The 16592-nt window shown below is 67.8% G+C and carries 14 protein-coding genes and 1 tRNA gene; 4 read left to right on the top strand and 11 right to left on the bottom strand.

What is annotated here, in order from left to right; all coding sequences use genetic code 11:
• Positions 1 to 45 precede the first annotated feature (45 nt).
• Positions 46 to 2310: a copper-translocating P-type ATPase gene (locus tag EJO71_RS15470; protein WP_125949241.1), complete on the top strand. Its 2265-nt coding sequence runs from the start codon at positions 46 to 48 to the stop codon at positions 2308 to 2310.
• On the opposite strand, the gene EJO71_RS15465 is transcribed toward EJO71_RS15470, so the two are convergent.
• The 5 genes from EJO71_RS15465 to EJO71_RS15445 form a co-directional block, all read right to left on the bottom strand.
• Entirely contained in the window at positions 2298 to 3524 is a 1227-nt protein-coding gene (locus EJO71_RS15465; protein WP_164546825.1) for a porin, read from the bottom strand. The genes EJO71_RS15470 and EJO71_RS15465 overlap by 13 nt on opposite strands.
• 97 nt (positions 3525 to 3621) lie before the next feature.
• Positions 3622 to 4593, bottom strand: a complete 972-nt coding sequence (locus EJO71_RS15460; RefSeq protein WP_125949243.1) for a quinone oxidoreductase — start codon at positions 4591 to 4593, stop codon at positions 3622 to 3624.
• A gap of 44 nt (positions 4594 to 4637) precedes the next feature.
• Entirely contained in the window at positions 4638 to 5609 is a 972-nt protein-coding gene (locus EJO71_RS15455; protein ID WP_125949244.1) for a tripartite tricarboxylate transporter substrate binding protein, read from the bottom strand.
• A 41-nt stretch (positions 5610 to 5650) separates the two neighbouring features.
• The gene (locus tag EJO71_RS15450) at positions 5651 to 6709 is read right to left on the bottom strand and encodes a 3-keto-5-aminohexanoate cleavage protein (protein ID WP_125949245.1); all 1059 of its coding nucleotides are present in this window, start codon (positions 6707 to 6709) and stop codon (positions 5651 to 5653) included.
• A gap of 49 nt (positions 6710 to 6758) precedes the next feature.
• The gene (locus EJO71_RS15445) at positions 6759 to 7607 is read right to left on the bottom strand and encodes a TauD/TfdA family dioxygenase (RefSeq protein WP_125949246.1); all 849 of its coding nucleotides are present in this window, start codon (positions 7605 to 7607) and stop codon (positions 6759 to 6761) included.
• Positions 7608 to 7833: 226 nt separating this feature from the next.
• On the opposite strand from EJO71_RS15445, the gene EJO71_RS15440 reads away from it, so the two are divergent.
• Positions 7834 to 8883 carry an AraC family transcriptional regulator gene (locus tag EJO71_RS15440; RefSeq protein ID WP_125949247.1) on the top strand — a complete coding sequence of 350 codons (1050 nt, stop codon included), beginning with the start codon at positions 7834 to 7836 and terminating at the stop codon, positions 8881 to 8883.
• A 37-nt stretch (positions 8884 to 8920) separates the two neighbouring features.
• On the opposite strand, the gene EJO71_RS15435 is transcribed toward EJO71_RS15440, so the two are convergent.
• Positions 8921 to 9568, bottom strand: coding sequence for a PAS domain-containing protein (locus tag EJO71_RS15435; protein ID WP_125949248.1), 648 nt, complete (start codon positions 9566 to 9568; stop codon positions 8921 to 8923).
• 135 nt (positions 9569 to 9703) lie between these two features.
• Here EJO71_RS15435 and EJO71_RS15430 point away from each other — a divergent pair, with 135 nt between their 5' ends.
• Together EJO71_RS15430 and EJO71_RS15425 are read left to right on the top strand one after the other, a co-directional pair.
• A complete protein-coding gene (locus EJO71_RS15430) occupies positions 9704 to 11446 on the top strand; it encodes an ABC transporter permease subunit (protein WP_125949249.1) in 1743 nt (580 codons plus the stop codon).
• Between the two features lie 2 nt (positions 11447 to 11448).
• The gene (locus EJO71_RS15425) at positions 11449 to 12804 is read left to right on the top strand and encodes a nitrate/sulfonate/bicarbonate ABC transporter ATP-binding protein (protein WP_125949250.1); all 1356 of its coding nucleotides are present in this window, start codon (positions 11449 to 11451) and stop codon (positions 12802 to 12804) included.
• Positions 12805 to 12860: 56 nt separating this feature from the next.
• Here the strand turns inward: EJO71_RS15425 and EJO71_RS15420 are convergent.
• From EJO71_RS15420 to EJO71_RS15400, 5 genes are all read right to left on the bottom strand, one after another.
• Positions 12861 to 12948 (bottom strand) — tRNA-Ser (locus EJO71_RS15420).
• 32 nt (positions 12949 to 12980) lie between these two features.
• A complete protein-coding gene (gene hemW / locus EJO71_RS15415; protein ID WP_125949251.1) occupies positions 12981 to 14243 on the bottom strand; it encodes a radical SAM family heme chaperone HemW in 1263 nt (420 codons plus the stop codon).
• A 3-nt stretch (positions 14244 to 14246) separates the two neighbouring features.
• A complete protein-coding gene (locus EJO71_RS15410) occupies positions 14247 to 14846 on the bottom strand; it encodes a non-canonical purine NTP pyrophosphatase (protein ID WP_125949252.1) in 600 nt (199 codons plus the stop codon).
• Positions 14847 to 14900: 54 nt separating this feature from the next.
• Positions 14901 to 15632 carry a ribonuclease PH gene (gene rph, locus EJO71_RS15405; protein WP_125949253.1) on the bottom strand — a complete coding sequence of 244 codons (732 nt, stop codon included), beginning with the start codon at positions 15630 to 15632 and terminating at the stop codon, positions 14901 to 14903.
• 50 nt (positions 15633 to 15682) lie between these two features.
• Positions 15683 to 16588 (bottom strand): PP2C family serine/threonine-protein phosphatase, encoded by a 906-nt coding sequence (locus EJO71_RS15400; protein ID WP_125949254.1) that lies wholly within the window; start codon positions 16586 to 16588, stop codon positions 15683 to 15685.
• Between the last annotated feature and the right edge of the window lie 4 nt (positions 16589 to 16592).

Genomic DNA, 16592 nt, shown 5'->3' with positions numbered 1-16592 from the left:
TCGCGCCACCAGCCGCCTACCTGCTTTTCCCGTCGGAGAAACCGCATGAACGACACCACCACCGGCCAGGCACACCAGCATCAACATCATCACCACCACGATCACCACGCGTCGCACGGGCATGCCCCGGCGGCGGTGGCCGATCATGCCGCCGGGACCATCTACACCTGCCCCATGCACCCGGAGATCCGCCAGGACCACCCGGGCAACTGCCCCAAGTGCGGCATGACGCTGGAGCCGGTGATGCCGACGCTGGACGAGGGCGAAGACCCCGAGCTGGGCGACTTCAAGCGGCGCTTCTTCTGGACGCTGCCGCTCACCATCGTCGTCACCGTGCTCGCGATGGCCGGGCATCGGCTGCAATGGTTCGAGATGGGCACGCAGAGCTGGATCGAGCTCGTGCTCACCACGCCGATCGTGCTGTGGGCCGGCTGGCCCTTCTTCGTGCGGGCCGCGCAGTCGGTGGCCAACAGGAGCCCGAACATGTGGACCCTGATCGGCCTGGGAACGGCCGCGGCCTTCGTCTACAGCGTGGTGGCCACCGTCGCGCCGGGTGTGTTTCCCGCGTCGTTCGTCTCCATGGGGCGGGTCTCGGTGTACTTCGAAGCCGCGGCGGTGATCATCTCCCTCACCCTGCTCGGCCAGATCCTCGAGCTGAAGGCCCGCTCGCAGACCTCCGCGGCCATCAAGTCGCTGCTGGGCCTAGCGCCCAAGACCGCGCGACGCATCGAGGCCGACGGGACCGAGAAGGACGTGCCGATCGGCCATGTGCATGTGGGCGACAGGCTGCGCGTGCGGCCCGGCGAGAAGGTGCCGGTTGACGGCGTGGTGGTCGAGGGCGCAAGCGCCGTCGATGAATCCATGCTGACGGGCGAGCCCTTGCCGGTGACCAAGCGCGCCGGCGACAAGCTCATCGGCGCGACGCTGAACACCAGCGGCGCACTGGTGATGCAGTCGGAGAAGGTCGGCTCGCAGACCGTGCTCGCGGGCATCGTGCAGATGGTGGCCCAGGCCCAGCGCTCCCGCGCGCCGATGCAGCGCATGGCCGACAAGGTGGCCGGCTACTTCGTGATGACCGTCATCGGCATCGCCGTGCTGACCTTCTTCGCCTGGGGGTTCTTCGGCCCCGAGCCGAGCTGGGTCTACGGTCTCATCAACGCGGTGGCCGTGCTCATCATCGCCTGCCCCTGCGCGCTGGGCCTCGCCACGCCGATGTCGATCATGGTGGCGACCGGCAAGGCCGCCACGCAGGGCGTGCTGTTCCGCGATGCGGCCGCCATCGAGAACTTCCGCAAGGTCGACACGCTCATCGTCGACAAGACCGGAACGCTGACGGAAGGCCGCCCGGCGTTCGAGCGCGCGGTGGCCGCAGCCGGCTTTACTGACGAAGAGGTGCTGCGCCTTGCCGCGAGCCTGGACCAGGGCAGCGAGCATCCCCTGGCAGACGCCATCGTGCGGGCGGCGCGCGAGCGCAACCTTGCGCTGGCCACGCCGGAAGAATTCGAGTCCGCCAGCGGCATCGGGGTCAGCGGTCGCGTGGAAGGGCGAAAGCTCGCACTAGGCAACACCGCGCTGATGGAACAGTTGGGCGTGGCCGTGGACGCCATCAAGCCGCAGGCCGAGGCGATGCGCGCCGAGGGGGCCAGCGTGATGTTCCTCGCCGTCGACGGACAGCTCGCGGGGCTGCTCTCGGTGTCGGACCCGGTCAAGGCCACCACGATGGAGGCGCTGGCCGTGCTCAAGGCATCGGGCCTGCGGATCATCATGGCCACGGGCGACGGCGCGACCACCGCCCGGGCAGTGGCGGCAAGGCTGGGCATCGACGAGGTTCATGGCGAGGTCAAGCCGGCCGACAAGCTCGCGCTGGTCGACAGGCTGCAACGCGAAGGCCGCGTCGTCGCCATGGCCGGCGATGGCATCAACGACGCGCCGGCGCTCGCCAAGGCCGACGTCGGGATCGCGATGGGAACCGGCACCGACGTGGCGATGAACAGCGCGCAGGTCACGCTGGTGAAGGGCGACCTGCGCGGCATCGCGCAGGCGCGCGTCGTCTCCGAGCAGACCATCGCCAACATGAAGCAGAACCTGGGCTTCGCGTTCCTCTACAACGCGCTCGGCGTGCCGCTGGCGGCCGGCGTGCTGTTCCCGTTCACCGGCTGGCTGCTCTCGCCGATGATCGCTGCGCTGGCGATGAGCCTGAGCTCGGCATCGGTCATCACCAACGCGCTGCGTTTGCGGGGCGGCGGAAGCGGCGCGCATGGTCACGGACGCGCGGGGCATGAAGCCGTCCCCGCCTCTCAGAAGGCGTGACGGATGCCGAAGTCGTAGCCCATCGCACTGCGCGGCTCCATGCCGCCGGTGGTGACGTAGGCAGCCTGCGGAAAGATCGCCGGCAGGCTCACCACCAGCGGCGTGACGCCCATCACCGTCGGGTTGTTGTGGCCGTTGCGGATGCCGATGCGCGCCACCGTCGCGTACAGCGCGGTGCGCTTCGACAGGTTGTGCACGTAGCCCAGCGCCAGCTTGTCGACCGAGGCATCGCTGTTCGGCAGGCCGTTGCCATTCTTGAAATTCACGCGTGCGAACGACGCGCGGATCACGCCCGGCCCCACCGGCACGTTCACGCCGGCGACGAAGCCGTCGTAGCGGTCTGTGGAGCGCGTGCCGAAGAGCCCGGCGTTGTCGCGCGCGTCGCGCACGCTCGACCATTCGCCGAAGACCTTCACCGCGCCGAAGTCGTAGGAGGCGCCGAGGTTCAGGCTCTTGATCTTCTCGCCGGCAGGCGCGGCGCTGACGAGCGTGCTCTCGCCGTAGCCCAGCGCCACGTCGGCCGGGCCACTGGCCCATCCCACGCGTGCTCCTGCATAGCGGCCGCGCCCTGATGCGCTGTCGGGCGTGCCGCTCACCTTCACGTTCTCGTGGAAGGCGTACTGGACCTGGCCATAGAAGCCGCCGAGCCCCGGCGGCAGGAAGTAGCTCACGGCGTTGCTGGTGCGCAGGTAGCTGTCGGTGCCGGCGGAGAGTCCGCCGTTGAGCAGGCCCCCGGTGGCCAGCGCCCGCGAGGCGGCGATGTTGCTGTTGACCACCGCGATCAGGTTGGTGCCCACGCCGTTGACGGAGAAGGGGTCGAACACGGCGTCGTTCCAGAACGACGCCGTGTAGTCGCGGCCCAGGCGCAGTTCGCCGAAGGGCCCCGACAGGCTGAGCGTGGAGCGGCGGCCGAAATTCGCGATGCCGCCGCCCGTGTCGTTGGACAGCGGCGCTTCCAGCCAGAACCCCGCCGACAGGCCACCGCCCAGGTCTTCCGTGCCGCGAAAGCCCAGCCGGCTCGATGCATAGCCCGAGGGCGACAGCACCGTCTGGCTCTGCGTCACCTGCCGGGGCAGCGTGGGGCCCCAGGACCGGCTCTTCGTGCTGTAGTGGCTGACGCCGGCGTCGATGACGCCGAACACGGTGATCGACGATTGCGCCGCGACGCCGCCGGAGGCGGCAAGCACGGACAACGCCAGCATTGTTCTTTTCATGGACATGTTCTCCTCACGTGGACCAGGTGGATCGCGACGGGCGCGGTGGAACACCCCGGTGCTTCGAGAGCACCGGGGAATCAGGGAACCGGGGGCTTCAGGGAATCAGGACGGTCGATCCGGTCGTCCTGCGGGACTCGAGCGCGCGATGCGCCTGCGCCGCGTCGGCGAGCGCGAAGCTCTGCTGCGGCTCGCTGACGATGCGCCCGGCCAGCACGTGGTCGAACAGCTCGCGAGCCATGTCGAGCATGTGGGCGCGCGGGTGGATGTAGTGCACCATCGCCGGCCGCGTCATCCAGATGGAGCCCTTGGCCGCGAGCAGCTGCGAGTCCACCACCACGGGGCCCGACGAAGTGCCGTTGCTGACCAGCGTGCCGCGCGGCTGCAGGCAGTCGAGCGAATCCATCAGCGTGTCCTTGCCCACCGAGTCGTAGACCACCGGCACGCCCCGGCCCTCGGTGATCTCGCGTACGCGCTGGGCGATGTTCTCGCGCGAGGTCACGATGGTGTGCGCGCAACCGTTCGCCCGGGCGAGCGCCGCTTTCTCGTCGCTGCTGACGGTGCCGATCATCGTCACGCCCAGCGCGCGCGCCCACTGGCAGGCGATCAGACCCACGCCGCCGGCGGCCGCGTGGTACAGGATGGTCTCGCCGCCCTTGAGCGGATAGACCTGGCGGAACAGGTACTGCGCCGTCATGCCCTTCATCATCAATGTGGCGGCGGTACGGTCGGAGATGCCCTCGGGCAGCGGGATCAGCACGTCGGCCGGCATCACGCGAGCCTGCGAGTAGGCGCCCTGCGGGCCGAGCAGATAGCCGACGCGATCGCCGGGCCGGACCTCCGTCACGCCCGGCCCGACCGCCTCCACCACGCCCACCGCGTCGGACCCCAGCCCGTTGGGCAGCGCCAGCGGATAGCGGCCGGTGCGGAAGTAGATGTCGATGAAGTTGACCGCGATGAAGCTGTGGCGCACGCGCGCCTGCCCGGGACCGGGGTCGCCGACCTCGACGTCCTCGAGCCGCAGTACTTCGGGGCCGCCGGTTTCATGGAAGCGGATGGCTTTGGCCATGTGATCTCTCCTCGTTTTCCTGTTTGTCGGCGCTGTGCCCCGGCTCAGTTCAGCCTGATGTCGTAGCTCTTGACGATCCCGGCGTTGCGGGTGAACTCCTCCTGCAGCTCGATCTGCGCCTGCGCGGGCGTGCGCTCCGCCATCGGCTCGAAGCCGGCGTTGGACGCGCTCGCGCGCACCGCCGGGTTGGCCGCGACCTTCTGCAGCGCCGCGTGGATCTTCTCGACCAGCGGAGCCGGCATCTGCGACGAGGCGATCACGCCGGTCCAGTTGCCGAAGTCCAGCGCCGGATAGCCCAGTTCCGCGAAAGTGGGCACGCCGGGAAACTCCGGCAGGCGGGCCTTGCTCGCAACAGCCAGCAGCCTCACCTTGCCCGCGGCGATCAGCGGCCTGGACGTGACCGCGCCGTCGAACATCAGCGGCACCTGCCCGCCCATCACCTGCGCCAGCGCAGGGGCGGAGCCGGGATACGGAACGTGCTGCATGTCCAGCCCCGCCGCCTTGTTCAGGATGGCGCCGGCGTACTGCGACGCCGTGCCCGCGCTGTAGGAGGCGTAGGACAGCTGGCCCGGATGCGCCTTCACGTAGGCGATGGCCTCCTTCGCGTCCTTGGCCGGGAACTGGGGCGAGGCGATGAAGAGCATCGACGAGCGCGCGATCAGCGCGACGGGCTTCACGTCCTTCAGCGGATCGAAGCCGCCCTTGAGCACGTGCGGCACCTCGGTGAGCACGTTGCTGGCGGTCATCATCAGCGTCTGGCCGTCGGCCGGCTGCGACAGCATGTACTTGACGGCGATGGCTCCGCCCGCGCCCGGCTTGTTCTCGACCACCACCGGCTGGCCGATGTCGCGCGAGAGCTGGTCGCCCACGATGCGCGCGAGCACGTCGATGGTCCCACCCGGCGGCGCCGGGACGATCATCTTCACGGGTTTGTCGGTGTAAGCGGATGCCCACGGCGAGCCCAGCGCGGCCGTGGCGGCGACGAGCATGGCGGCAAGATGAGAGAGACGCGGCATGGCTGCTCCGGTGATCGGTGAAATCGGGGGAATCCGGGAAATCAGGCCGCCTTGCGCAGGAAACCCTGCTGGCCGCCGTTGCGGTTGGGTGCGAAGCCGTTGGCCAGCAGCGTCTCTTCCACCGAGTCGTAGAACACGCCGATCTTCGAGATCTCGCGCGCCTGCTGCGCAGTTGCGATCGGGCGGCCGAACTCGCGCGAGATGCGGACCAGCTGTTCGACCTGCGCTGCCGTGCCGATCTTGGCCGTGCGCGACTGGTTCCACAGGTTGTCCTCGGTGCCGCAGCGCACGTGCAGGCCCATGGCAATGCCCATCATGTTCACTGGCAGCACGTTGAGCACGGAGCTTTCCACGGTGAGCACTGCGCCATCCGGAACCGCGCGCACGAAGTTGGCCAGGCTGTAGATGTTCGGCGCGTCCATGCCGCCGCCGATGGCCACCCAGTTCATCACCAGCGGGCCCTTGTAGATGCCCCGGCGCATCAGCCGCTCGACCGACTCGAAGCTGTTGATGTTGTAGCACTGGAAGGCGCTCTGGATGCCCGCTGCCGTGAGGCGGCGGATGTGCTCCTCGGCCCAGCCCGGCTGCGCCGGCACCGTCATTTCCTTGTAGGCGTTGAAGACGGCCGGGTCTTCCATCGAGGTGCCTCGGATGTCCCGTGCATCGAACTGCTCGAGGATGTTCATCTGCGAGGTGTTGATGGTCACCGTGACCTGGTCGGGCTTGGGATCGAGTTCGGCCAGCATGTGGCGCGTGTCGTCCGAGAGCCACTTGGCGGCGGCGCCTTCGGTCTCCGGCGCGAAGCTGATGGAGCCGCCCACCTGGATGATCATCTCCGGCACGCGTGCCCGCACGCCGGAGATCAGCTCGTTGAACTTCGACAGCCGCTTGCTGCCCTTGCCGTCGAGTTCGCGCACATGCAGGTGCAGCACGGTGGCGCCGGCGTTGTAGCAGTCCACCGCCTTCTGGATCTGCTCTTCCATCGTCACGGCGATCTCGCCGGGGAAGTCGGAGGGCAGCCAGGAGGGCGCGTAGGGCGCGGCGGTGATGATCAGCGGCTGCTGGTTTTCGGGGAACAGGTGACCGTCGAGAAAGTTCATCGGGAGCTCCGTGGGAATTGCGGAAGAAGAAAAAGAGGAAGCGGGGAGATCAGAAAGTCGGCGTGCCGACGATGCCGGCGCGCTCCATCTTTCGGTGGCAGGGCGGGTAGTCCATCACCGCGTAGTGCTGCGTGGCGCGGTTGTCCCAGATCGCCACGCTGTCGGGCTGCCAGCGCCAGCGCACCTGGTATTCGGGAATCGCGGCCTGGCTGATGAGGTACTGCAGCAGCGACGACGCGCCCTGCGTGAAGTCCTGTCCGTAGCGCACGTTGGCGGGCGTGTGGAAGTTCGTGAAGTGCGTGGTGAAGCCGTTGACGAACAGCACCCGCTCGCCGGTCTCGGGATGGGTGCGCACCACCGGATGCTCCGCGTCGGGGTACTGGGCCTTGAGCGCGAGGCGCTTCTCGATCGGCATCGCCGCGCCGAAGGTGCATTCGATGCTGTGGCGGGCGCGCAGCGGGGCGATCAGCTCCTTCACGTGCTCGGGCAGCCGCTCGTAGGCCATCGCCATGTTGGCCCACATGGTGTCGCCGCCGACGGGCGGGCATTCGACGCAGCGCAGCACGCAACCCATCGGCGGCGCCTCGCGCCAGGTGGCGTCGGTGTGCCAGCTGTTCTCGTAGCGGTCGTTGGGCGCGTCGGGCGTCTTGTAGATGCGCACCAGGCCCGGGTGCTCCGGGTCGCTGCCTGCGACGGGGTGGTCTTCGAGCTCGCCGAAGCGCCGCGCGAAAGCCACGTGCTGCGCCCGGCTGATCTTCTGATCGCGCAGGAACAGCACCTTGTGCCGCAGCAGCAGCGCCCTGATTTCCGCGAACAGGTCGTCATTCTGTGCCGCATCGGCCAGGCTGACTCCGACGAGCTGGGCGCCGATGGCGCAGGTCAACGGTTCGATCCGCATGTCTTGTCTCCATGTGGGCCGGCGGCAATCCGCGGCCGGGCCCGCGGAAGCTGTTGTCGTCGTGCTTTTCTTTTGTCTTGCCTGTCCCCTGGCTCACGGGCACCGGCGTAGGGGAAATGTAGGAGTGCGAGCCCAGCCGCGCTTTGCATTTGGTGCCATTCGCTTTGCATTTGATGCCAGAATCCCGGGCACTCAAGGCACTCGAGCACTTGTGGAAAGGCCCGTCATGACGGCACTGGTGCGCGCCGCCTCGCTGACGAACTTCGCGGAGGTTGCGCAGGAACTCGGCCACGACCCCGGCGCGGCATTGCGCAGGGCCGGGCTGCGCGCGCAACTCATCCGGGAGCCCGACCAGCTGATCGAGGCCGATCGCGTGGCCCGCCTGCTGGAGGACGCGGCGAGCCAGACCGGTTGCGAGTCCTTCGGGCTGCGCATCGCGGCGCGGCGGCAGCTCTCGAACTTCGGCATGGTCAGCCTGCTGCTCATGCACCAGCCGACGCTGCGGCAGGTGCTGCTCACGCTGATCGAGCACCTGCACCTGCTCAACGAGCAACTGGCCATCCAGGTGGAGGACGTCGGCAGCATGGTCGTGCTGCGCGAGGAGCTGGCCGTGTCGGTGCCCTCGCGGCAGTCCATCGAACTCGCGATCGGCGTGCTCTACCGGATGTGCGAGGCACTGCTGAGGGACCGCTGGCAGCCCGCCAGCGTGAGCTTTGCCCACGAACCGCCCACCGATCCGGCGTTTCACCGCCGCTTCTTCAAATGCCGCATCGAGTTCGACGGCGGCTTCAACGGGCTGGTGTGCCGCGCGGCGGACCTGGACGTGCCCAACCCCGGAGCCGACCCGGTGCTCGCCGCCTACGCCCGCAAGCTGATCGCGGCGTTACCCGACGATCGCCAGCGCTCGATCGACCAGGAGGTGCGCAAGGCCATCTACCTCATGCTGCCGGCGGGGCGCGCCACCTGCAAGTCGGTGGCGATGGGGCTGGGGATGAGCATGCGCACCCTGCAGCGTGAGCTCGACGCGCGCAAGCTGACTTTCAAGCAGCTGATCAACGACGTCCGGCAGGAACTCGCCCGCCGCTATGTGGCCAACAGCCGCTACAGCCTGGGCGAGGTGGCCGCGCTGCTGGGCTACAGCACGCACAGCGCGTTCACGCGATGGTTCGGCGCACAGTTCGGTTGCTCGCCGGAAGCGTGGCGTGGGAGCCGTCCGGATCCATCGGAGCGTCGTGCCGGCAGACACGGCAAGCATGGGAAAAGCACAGCCAGGTGAATCCGTCGTGCCCGCAACCTGGCCGCGAGCCGAAGCCTCAGCCCGCCTGAAGAGACTGCACCAGGCGCACCACCTCGAACTGCCGGCGGCAGCCCGTCTTGCGCATCAGGTTCTTGAGATGGCTGCGCGCGGTATGCGGCGTGCAGCGCTGGAGAGCCGCGAAGTCGAGCACCGTATTCCCTGCGGCCAGGCTTGCGGCGAGCCTGGCTTCCGTCGCCGTCAATCCCAGCTGGTCCGCGATCACATGCGACGCCGCGAAAGAAGCGGACTGCGAGGCCACGATGAACACCAGTGCCAACGGGACCGAGCGGGGTGATGCGAGAGGATGGTTGGCCTTCAACGGAAGCACCGAAACAAGCATCGGCGGCCCTTCCCCGAGCGGCATTCGGAATCCGCCGCCGACAGCCGTGCTCCGCCCCGGGGCGCACACGTTCCGCACGAGTTGCTCCAACCTGTCCTGCACGTCCGCCTGCGTGAACTGCCAGCATCCGCACACCATGCGGCACGGCCCCGAGGATGCGCAGAGACTTTCCGCGCGACGGTTGACGTACTGCACGCGGCAGTGCTGGTCGAGCACCGCGATGGCCTGGGGCAGACTTTCCAGCGCCGACAGGCCGATGGCCGCATGGTTCGCGAGTTGCCCCGCACGATCTACGGGGGAGTGAGCGAGAGTCGGCAGTGACATTGAGACCTTGGACCGGAATACCTGAACGAGTGGCGATCCTAGGGACGATGTCTTCCACGCGCATTGGACTAAAGTCCAATGCACCGCCAACCTGTGAACCGCCGGCAGCCCCCGCCGGCAGGAGTTGCCGCCCACATGAAGAGCACCGCCCCGCAGCTCGCCGTCGTCGAAGAACGCCGCACGTTCGGCTGGGTCGATGCGCTGGTCATGCTGACCTTGCTGGGCCTGTTGTGGAGCGCGCTGCACTTCGGCAAGGGCATGCTCGTGCATTTCGATCCGGCCGCGGTGCCGCAGGTCGACAGCTCGCCGGGCCTGATTCCGTACTACGCGGGCCGCACGCTGATGCGCATGTGGATCGCCTTCGGCTTCTCGCTCTTCTTCGCCATTGCCGTGGGCTACCTGGCGGCAAAGAACCGGGCTGCGCGCGCCGTCATCCTGCCGGCCCTCGACGTGCTGCAGTCGGTGCCGGTCCTGGGGTTCCTGTCGGCAACGGTTGCCGGGTTCATGGCACTGTTTCCCGGCAGCCTGCTCGGCGTCGAGTGCGCGGCGATCTTTGCCATCTTCACCGGGCAGGTATGGAACATGGCCTTCGGGTTCTATCACTCGATGGTCACCGTGCCCACCGACATGCAGGAGGCCGCCTCCACCTGCGGCCTGAACCGCTGGCAGCGCTTCAGGACGGTGGAGCTGCCGGCATCGGCGCACAGCCTGATCTGGAACTCGATGATGTCCTTCGGCGGCGGCTGGTTCTTCGTCGCGCAGAGCGAGGCCATCAGCGTGATGAACAAGGACATCAGGCTGCCGGGCCTGGGCTCGTACATGGTGCAGGCGATCTCCGACGGCGACAGCTCTGCCGCGCTGTGGGCGGTGCTGGCCATGATCGCGCTGATCCTGGCCAGCGACCAGCTCGTCTGGCGTCCGCTGCTGGCATGGGCGAACAAGTTCAAGATCGAGCTGACGGAGTCGACGACCCCGGCGACCTCGTGGGTCTACGACCTGCTGCGCGGCGCCTACCTGTTCACCTGGATCAGCGAGCGTGTCTGGCACCCCCTGCTCGACAGGATGTTCCAGGCGCGCGCGCCGATGGCGCGGGTGCCGCTGCGGCTCAAGGCCTTGTGGAAGAAGCTGCTGTGGCGCGTGGCGGGCATCCTGCTTGCCATCTGGATCGGCATCGAGCTTCTCCGGGCCGTGGCGGCCGCCACCGCCGCGCTGCACGGCGCGCTGTCCCTGTCCGACCTTGGCCACATCGTCTGGCTCGGCTTCCTCACGGCCTTGCGCGTCGCCGCGATGACGGTGCTGGCCACGCTGATCTGGACACCGGTGGGCGTGTGGATCGGCTTCCAGCCGCGCGTTGCGCGATTCGCCCAGCCGCTCGCGCAGATCGGCGCGTCGTTTCCGGTGAACATGACCTTCCCGATCGTCGTCGGCTTCTTCGTGGCCAGCCACGTCAGCCTCAACTGGGGCAGCATCCTGCTCATTGCCATGGGCACGCAGTGGTACATCCTGTTCAACGTGATCGCCGGCGCCATGGCGATACCGAACGACCTGAAGGAAGCCGCGCGCGTCTACGGCCTGCGCCGCTGGAGCCTCTGGCGCACCCTGATCCTGCCGGCGATCTTCCCGTTCTGGGTGACGGGCGCCTGCACCGCGGCCGGAGGCGCGTGGAACGCCAGCATCGTGGCCGAACTCGCCACGTGGGGCGGTACGAGCCTGCAGGCCGATGGCCTGGGTGCGTACATCGCCACGGTCACGAAGGCGGGCGACACGCCGCTGATCATCGCGAGCATCGGCGTGATGTCGATCTTCGTCGTGCTGATGAACAAGCTCATCTGGCGCCGGCTGTACGCCTTTGCAGAGCGCCGATTCAGACTGGATTGAACATGAACACCCCCGCGCCCTCCAGGGAGCCGAAGCAGTCCGTGCCGGTGGCCGAGCTCTGCGCCGTCACCAAGACCTTCATGACCGCCGGCAACCACGAGCTCAAGGTGCTAGACAACATCGACCTCGCCGTGAGCGAGGGCGAGTTCCTGGCGCTGCTGGGGCAGTCCGGCTCGGGCAAGTCGACCATCCTGCGCTGCCTCACGGGCCTGATCGAGCCGAGTTCGGGCCGGGCTCTGGCCAACGGCAAGTCGCTCAGCGGCGTGAATCCCGAAGCGTCGGTGGTCTTCCAGACCTTCGCGCTCTATCCGTGGCTCACGGTCGAGCAGAACGTGGCGGTGGGGCTGATGTCGAGAAAGATCGGCCGCGCCGAGCGCGACGCGGCCGTCGACCGGGCGATCGAGCTGATCGGACTGGGCAACTACCACTCGGCTTTTCCGCGCGAGCTGTCCGGAGGCATGAGGCAGCGGGTGGGCATTGCGCGTGCGCTGGTCTCGCGGCCCAAGCTGCTGTGCCTGGACGAGGCCTTCAGCGCGCTGGACGTGCTGACCGCGGAGAACCTGCGGCAGGAGCTGATCGGCCTGTGGCGCGACCCGGGCGGCGACCTGAGTTCAGTCTTCATGGTCACGCACAACATCGAGGAGGCGGTGGAGATGGCCACGCGCATCGTGGTCGTGTTTCCGCGCCCGGGGCGCATCGGCCTCGTGCTGGAGAACAGGCTGCCCTATCCGCGCGACGCCAGGGACCCCGAGTTCCAGCGGCTGGTGAACGTGATCCATGAATGCATCACCACGATGACGCTGCCCGACCTGCCGCCGGAAACGCCGGTGAAGGGGCAGCCCGTTTCGCGCGCGCGCACGCGCATGGAGTCGATTCCGCTGGTGCCCGTGGGACAGATCCTGGGGCTGATGAGCATCCTCAGCGACTCGCCGGACCTCTCCAACATCTACGACATTTCCGACGAGATCGGAAAGGAGTTCGGCGAGACCATCGCCATCCTCAAGGCGGCCGAGATCCTCGATCTGATCGACACGCCGCGGCAGGAGGTGCGCTTCACGGAGCTCGGGCGGAAATTCGTCGCCGCCGACCGGCTCGGAAAGCGCGCGATCTTCGAGGAGCAGGTGTTCAAGCTGCGGCTGTTCCACATCATCATCGCGCTGCTCAAGGAATACGAGGAAGTCGAGGCCGAGCGCGTGATCAAGGACATCGGCAGCGCCCTGCCGTACGACAACCCCGAGAAGATCTTCGAGACGATGATCGCCTGGGGCCGCTACGCGGGGCTGATGGACTACAACGCGAAGACCGGGATGGTGTTCGTGCCGGAGGATGGGGAGACGGTCGGGGACGTGCACGTCTAGCGGCCCCTGAACGCGAAAAGGGCTGGCGGGGAAGTCCCACCAACCCTTTGAGTGACTGGCGGAGAGTGTGAGATTCGAACTCACGGACGCTTTCACGTCGGCAGTTTTCAAGACTGCTGGTTTAAACCACTCACCCAACTCTCCGAAGCCGACGATTTTAAGCCGACCGCGCGGCCCTACTCCTCGTCGGGCAGGAACATCGCCTGCAGATCGCTCAGAAAATCCAGTCCGCGCTCGGTCGGCCATACCCGGAACAGGTCGCGCGCCACGAGCCCCTTGCGCTCCGCTTCCTCCAGGCCTCGCTGGATCGACGTCATCGCCAGCCCCGTGCGCTCGCTGAACTGCGGCAGCGTGAAGCCCTGCTTCAGCCGCAGCGCATTGAGCATGAACTCGAACGGCAGATCGGCCAGCGCCACTTCGTCGCTCTGGGACACCGCGGCACCCGCGCGCGCGTTCTCCATGTACAGGCGCGGCTCGCGAAAGCGCACCTGGCGCACGATGCGGTGCGCAAAGCTCAGCTTGCTGTGCGCGCCCGCGCCAATGCCGAGGTAGTCGCCGAACTGCCAGTAATTGAGGTTGTGCGCACAGTGATGCCCCTCGCGCGCATAGGCCGACACCTCGTAGCGCGACATGCCGCTGGCGCCGGTGCGCTCGGTGATGCGGTCGAGCATGGCGTAGGCGATGTCGTCCTCGGGCAGCGTGGGCGGAAACTTGGCGAACCAGGTGTTGGGCTCGATGGTCAGGTGATACACCGAGAGATGCGGCGGCGCGAGCGCCAGTGCCTGCGACAGGTCGGCGTCGAGGGCCTCCAGGGTCTGGCCCGGCAGCGCATACATCAGGTCGAGGTTGAAGGTGTCGAAGGTGCTCGCGGCCTCCTCGAGGGCGGCAATGGCCTGCGCGCGGTCGTGCACGCGGCCCAGCGCCTTCAGGTGCTCGTCGTTGAAACTCTGCACGCCGACCGACAGGCGCGTGACGCCGGCTGCACGATAGGCACGGAAGCGGTTGCGCTCGAATGTGCCTGGGTTGGCTTCGAGCGTGATCTCGCAGTCGGCCGCGAGCTTCAGGCGCGCGCGCATGTCGCCCAGCAGGCGGTCGATGGCCTGCGGGGAGAACAGGCTGGGCGTGCCGCCGCCGATGAAGATGGTGTGGACGGTGCGGCCCCAGATGAGCGGCAGTGCGGCGTCGAGGTCGGCCACCAGTGCGTCGATGTATGCGGCCTCGGGAATGCCGTCGACATCCGCCTCGCTGGTGGCACGCCATTCGTGCGAGTTGAAGTCGCAGTACGGGCACTTGCGCAGGCACCACGGCAGGTGGATGTAGAGCGACAGCGGTGGCAGCGCACTGAGCTGCAGCGGGCCGGGCCGCATCCAGTGCAGCACGTCGTTGGCCTGCGGCGCACCGACGGACTGCGCCGGCTGGATCGGGAAGGTAGTAGCCATCGACTACAGCCAGCGCTCGCGTATCAACGCCAGCATGGCCTGCGCGGCGCGGCCACGGTGGCTGTTGGCGTTCTTCACTTCGGGCGGCAGTTGGGCAAAGGTCTTGCCGAAGGCCGGCAGATACATCACGGGATCGAAGCCGAAGCCGTTGTCGCCAACGGGCGCGGGCGCAATCTCGCCGACCACGCGGCCGACGGCGATGAGCGGCTCGGGGTCGTCATGGCTGCGCAGGGCGACCAGCGTGCTCACCAGCGCGGCGCGGCGGTTGGCCACGCCTGCGAGCTGTTCCAGCAGCGCCTTCACGTTGTTGGCGTCGCCCTTGGCGTAGCCGAACTGCGTGGCGTAGTAGGCGGTGTCGACGCCCGGCAGGCCGCCGAAGGCATCGACGCACAGGCCAGCGTCGTCGGCGATGGCAGGCAGGCCGGTGGCGGCGCTGGCGTGGCGCGCCTTGGTCAGCGCGTTCTCGACGAAGGTGCGGAAGGGCTCCTCGGCCTCGCCCACGCCCAGCGCCGATTGCGGCACGAGAGTGACGGCCAGCTCGGCAAAGAGTTGCTGGAGTTCGGCGAGCTTGCCTGCGTTGTTGGAAGCCAGGACCAGTTTCATGTGGGAATCGGAAGGTTGCTGCGGCGCCCGACCGGCGGGCGCCGGTGGCTGTCGTCAGTTCGCGAGCAGTGCCTGCTTCTGCAAGGCCACGAGCTCGCCGATGCCCTTCTCGGCCAGGCCGAGCAGGATGTTCATTTCTTCGCGCGTGAAGGCCACGCCCTCGGCCGTGCCCTGCACTTCGACGAAGTGGCCGGCACCGGTCATGACGACGTTCATGTCGGTGTCGCAGGCGGAGTCTTCGGTGTATTCGAGGTCGAGCAGCGGCACGCCTTCGACGATGCCCACCGAAATGGCGGCCACATGGCCCTTGATGGGCGATGCGGCCAGGGCGCCAGAGGCGATCAGCTTGTTGACGGCGTCCTGTGCAGCGACAAAGGCGCCGGTGATGGCCGCGGTGCGCGTGCCGCCGTCGGCCTGCAGCACGTCGCAGTCGAGGTGGATGGTGCGTTCGCCGAGCGCGGCGAGGTCGAACACGGCGCGCATCGAGCGGCCGATGAGGCGCTGGATTTCCTGCGTGCGGCCGGTCTGCTTGCCCTTGGCTGCCTCTCGGCTGCTGCGGGTGTGGGTGGCACGCGGCAGCATGCCGTACTCGGCCGTGACCCAGCCTTCGCCGCTGCCCTTCTTGTGCGGCGGCACCTTCTCCTCGACGGAGGCGGTGCACAGCACGCGGGTCTGGCCGAACTCGATGAGCACCGAGCCTTCGGCATGGATGGTGAAGCCACGGGTGATGCGCACCGGGCGCAACTGGTCGGCGGCGCGGCCGCCGCTTCGTGTGAAAGCAGTCATTGTCGAATCCAAAAAAAGAAAGAAGGGGCGGCCGCTCTTGTGCGGCCTGTCTAGCTCTTGCGTGCTGCCGATCGGCGAATGGCTTCGTTGATCTCGGCGATGGAACGCTCGATGGCGTCTTCGTCGAGGTCGTCGATCTCGTTGTCGGAGGGCATGCCGGCCTGGATGGTCGAGGCGAACACGCCGTCCTCGATGGTTTCGGTGGAGACGCCGCTGCGGTCATCGGCGCTGTCGGGCATTTCCCATTCGAGCGCGATGAGCGTGACGTTGTCGCTGTGTGCACCGCCCTTGCGCAGGGCCATTTCGGCGAGGTCGGGGGCGGCATCGGACACGGGCTTGCCGGAGGAAAGCGTGTGCACGATCAGCTCGTCGTCGAGCACGCCCCAGACGCCGTCGGAGCACAGCATGATGCGGTCGCCGCGCTGCAGCTGCAGCGGCGCCGAAACGTCGAAGAGCGGCGTGGTCGGCGAGCCGAGGCAGGTCAGCAGCAGGTTGCGGTTGACGGGCATGTCGGAGCCGTGCGGCTTGGGTCGCTCGGCGTGCGAGTGGTCGCGCGTGCGCACCAGCAGGCGGCCGTCGCGCACGACGTACAGGCGCGAATCGCCGCAGTGCATCCAGGTGGCGGTGGTGCCCTGGAGCACGGCCGCGACGACGGTGGTGCGCGGCGTGTCGAGCATGGCCTTGTGGCTCGCGTATCGCATGATCTGCTGGTGCGCGGCCATGGCCGATTCGGCCAGGAACGACTTCACGTCCTTCACGGTCGGGCGTGCCTCGCGCTGGTAGAGCGCGGCAATGGTCTGCAGCGCGAGCTGCGCCGCCACTTCGCCTTCCGGGTGCCCGCCCATGCCGTCCGCCAGCACGAACAACCCCGATTCCCGCGTGTAGCAATAGCCCATGCGGTCTTCGTTCTTGAGACGCCCGCCCTTGCGGCTGACCTGGAAGACGGAGAATTTCATGATG

The organism is Variovorax sp. 679, assembly GCF_003952185.1.
Taxonomy (GTDB): domain Bacteria; phylum Pseudomonadota; class Gammaproteobacteria; order Burkholderiales; family Burkholderiaceae_C; genus Variovorax.
The sequence above is the reverse complement of the archived record's forward strand: the minus strand, read 5'-3'. Positions and strand labels throughout refer to the sequence as shown.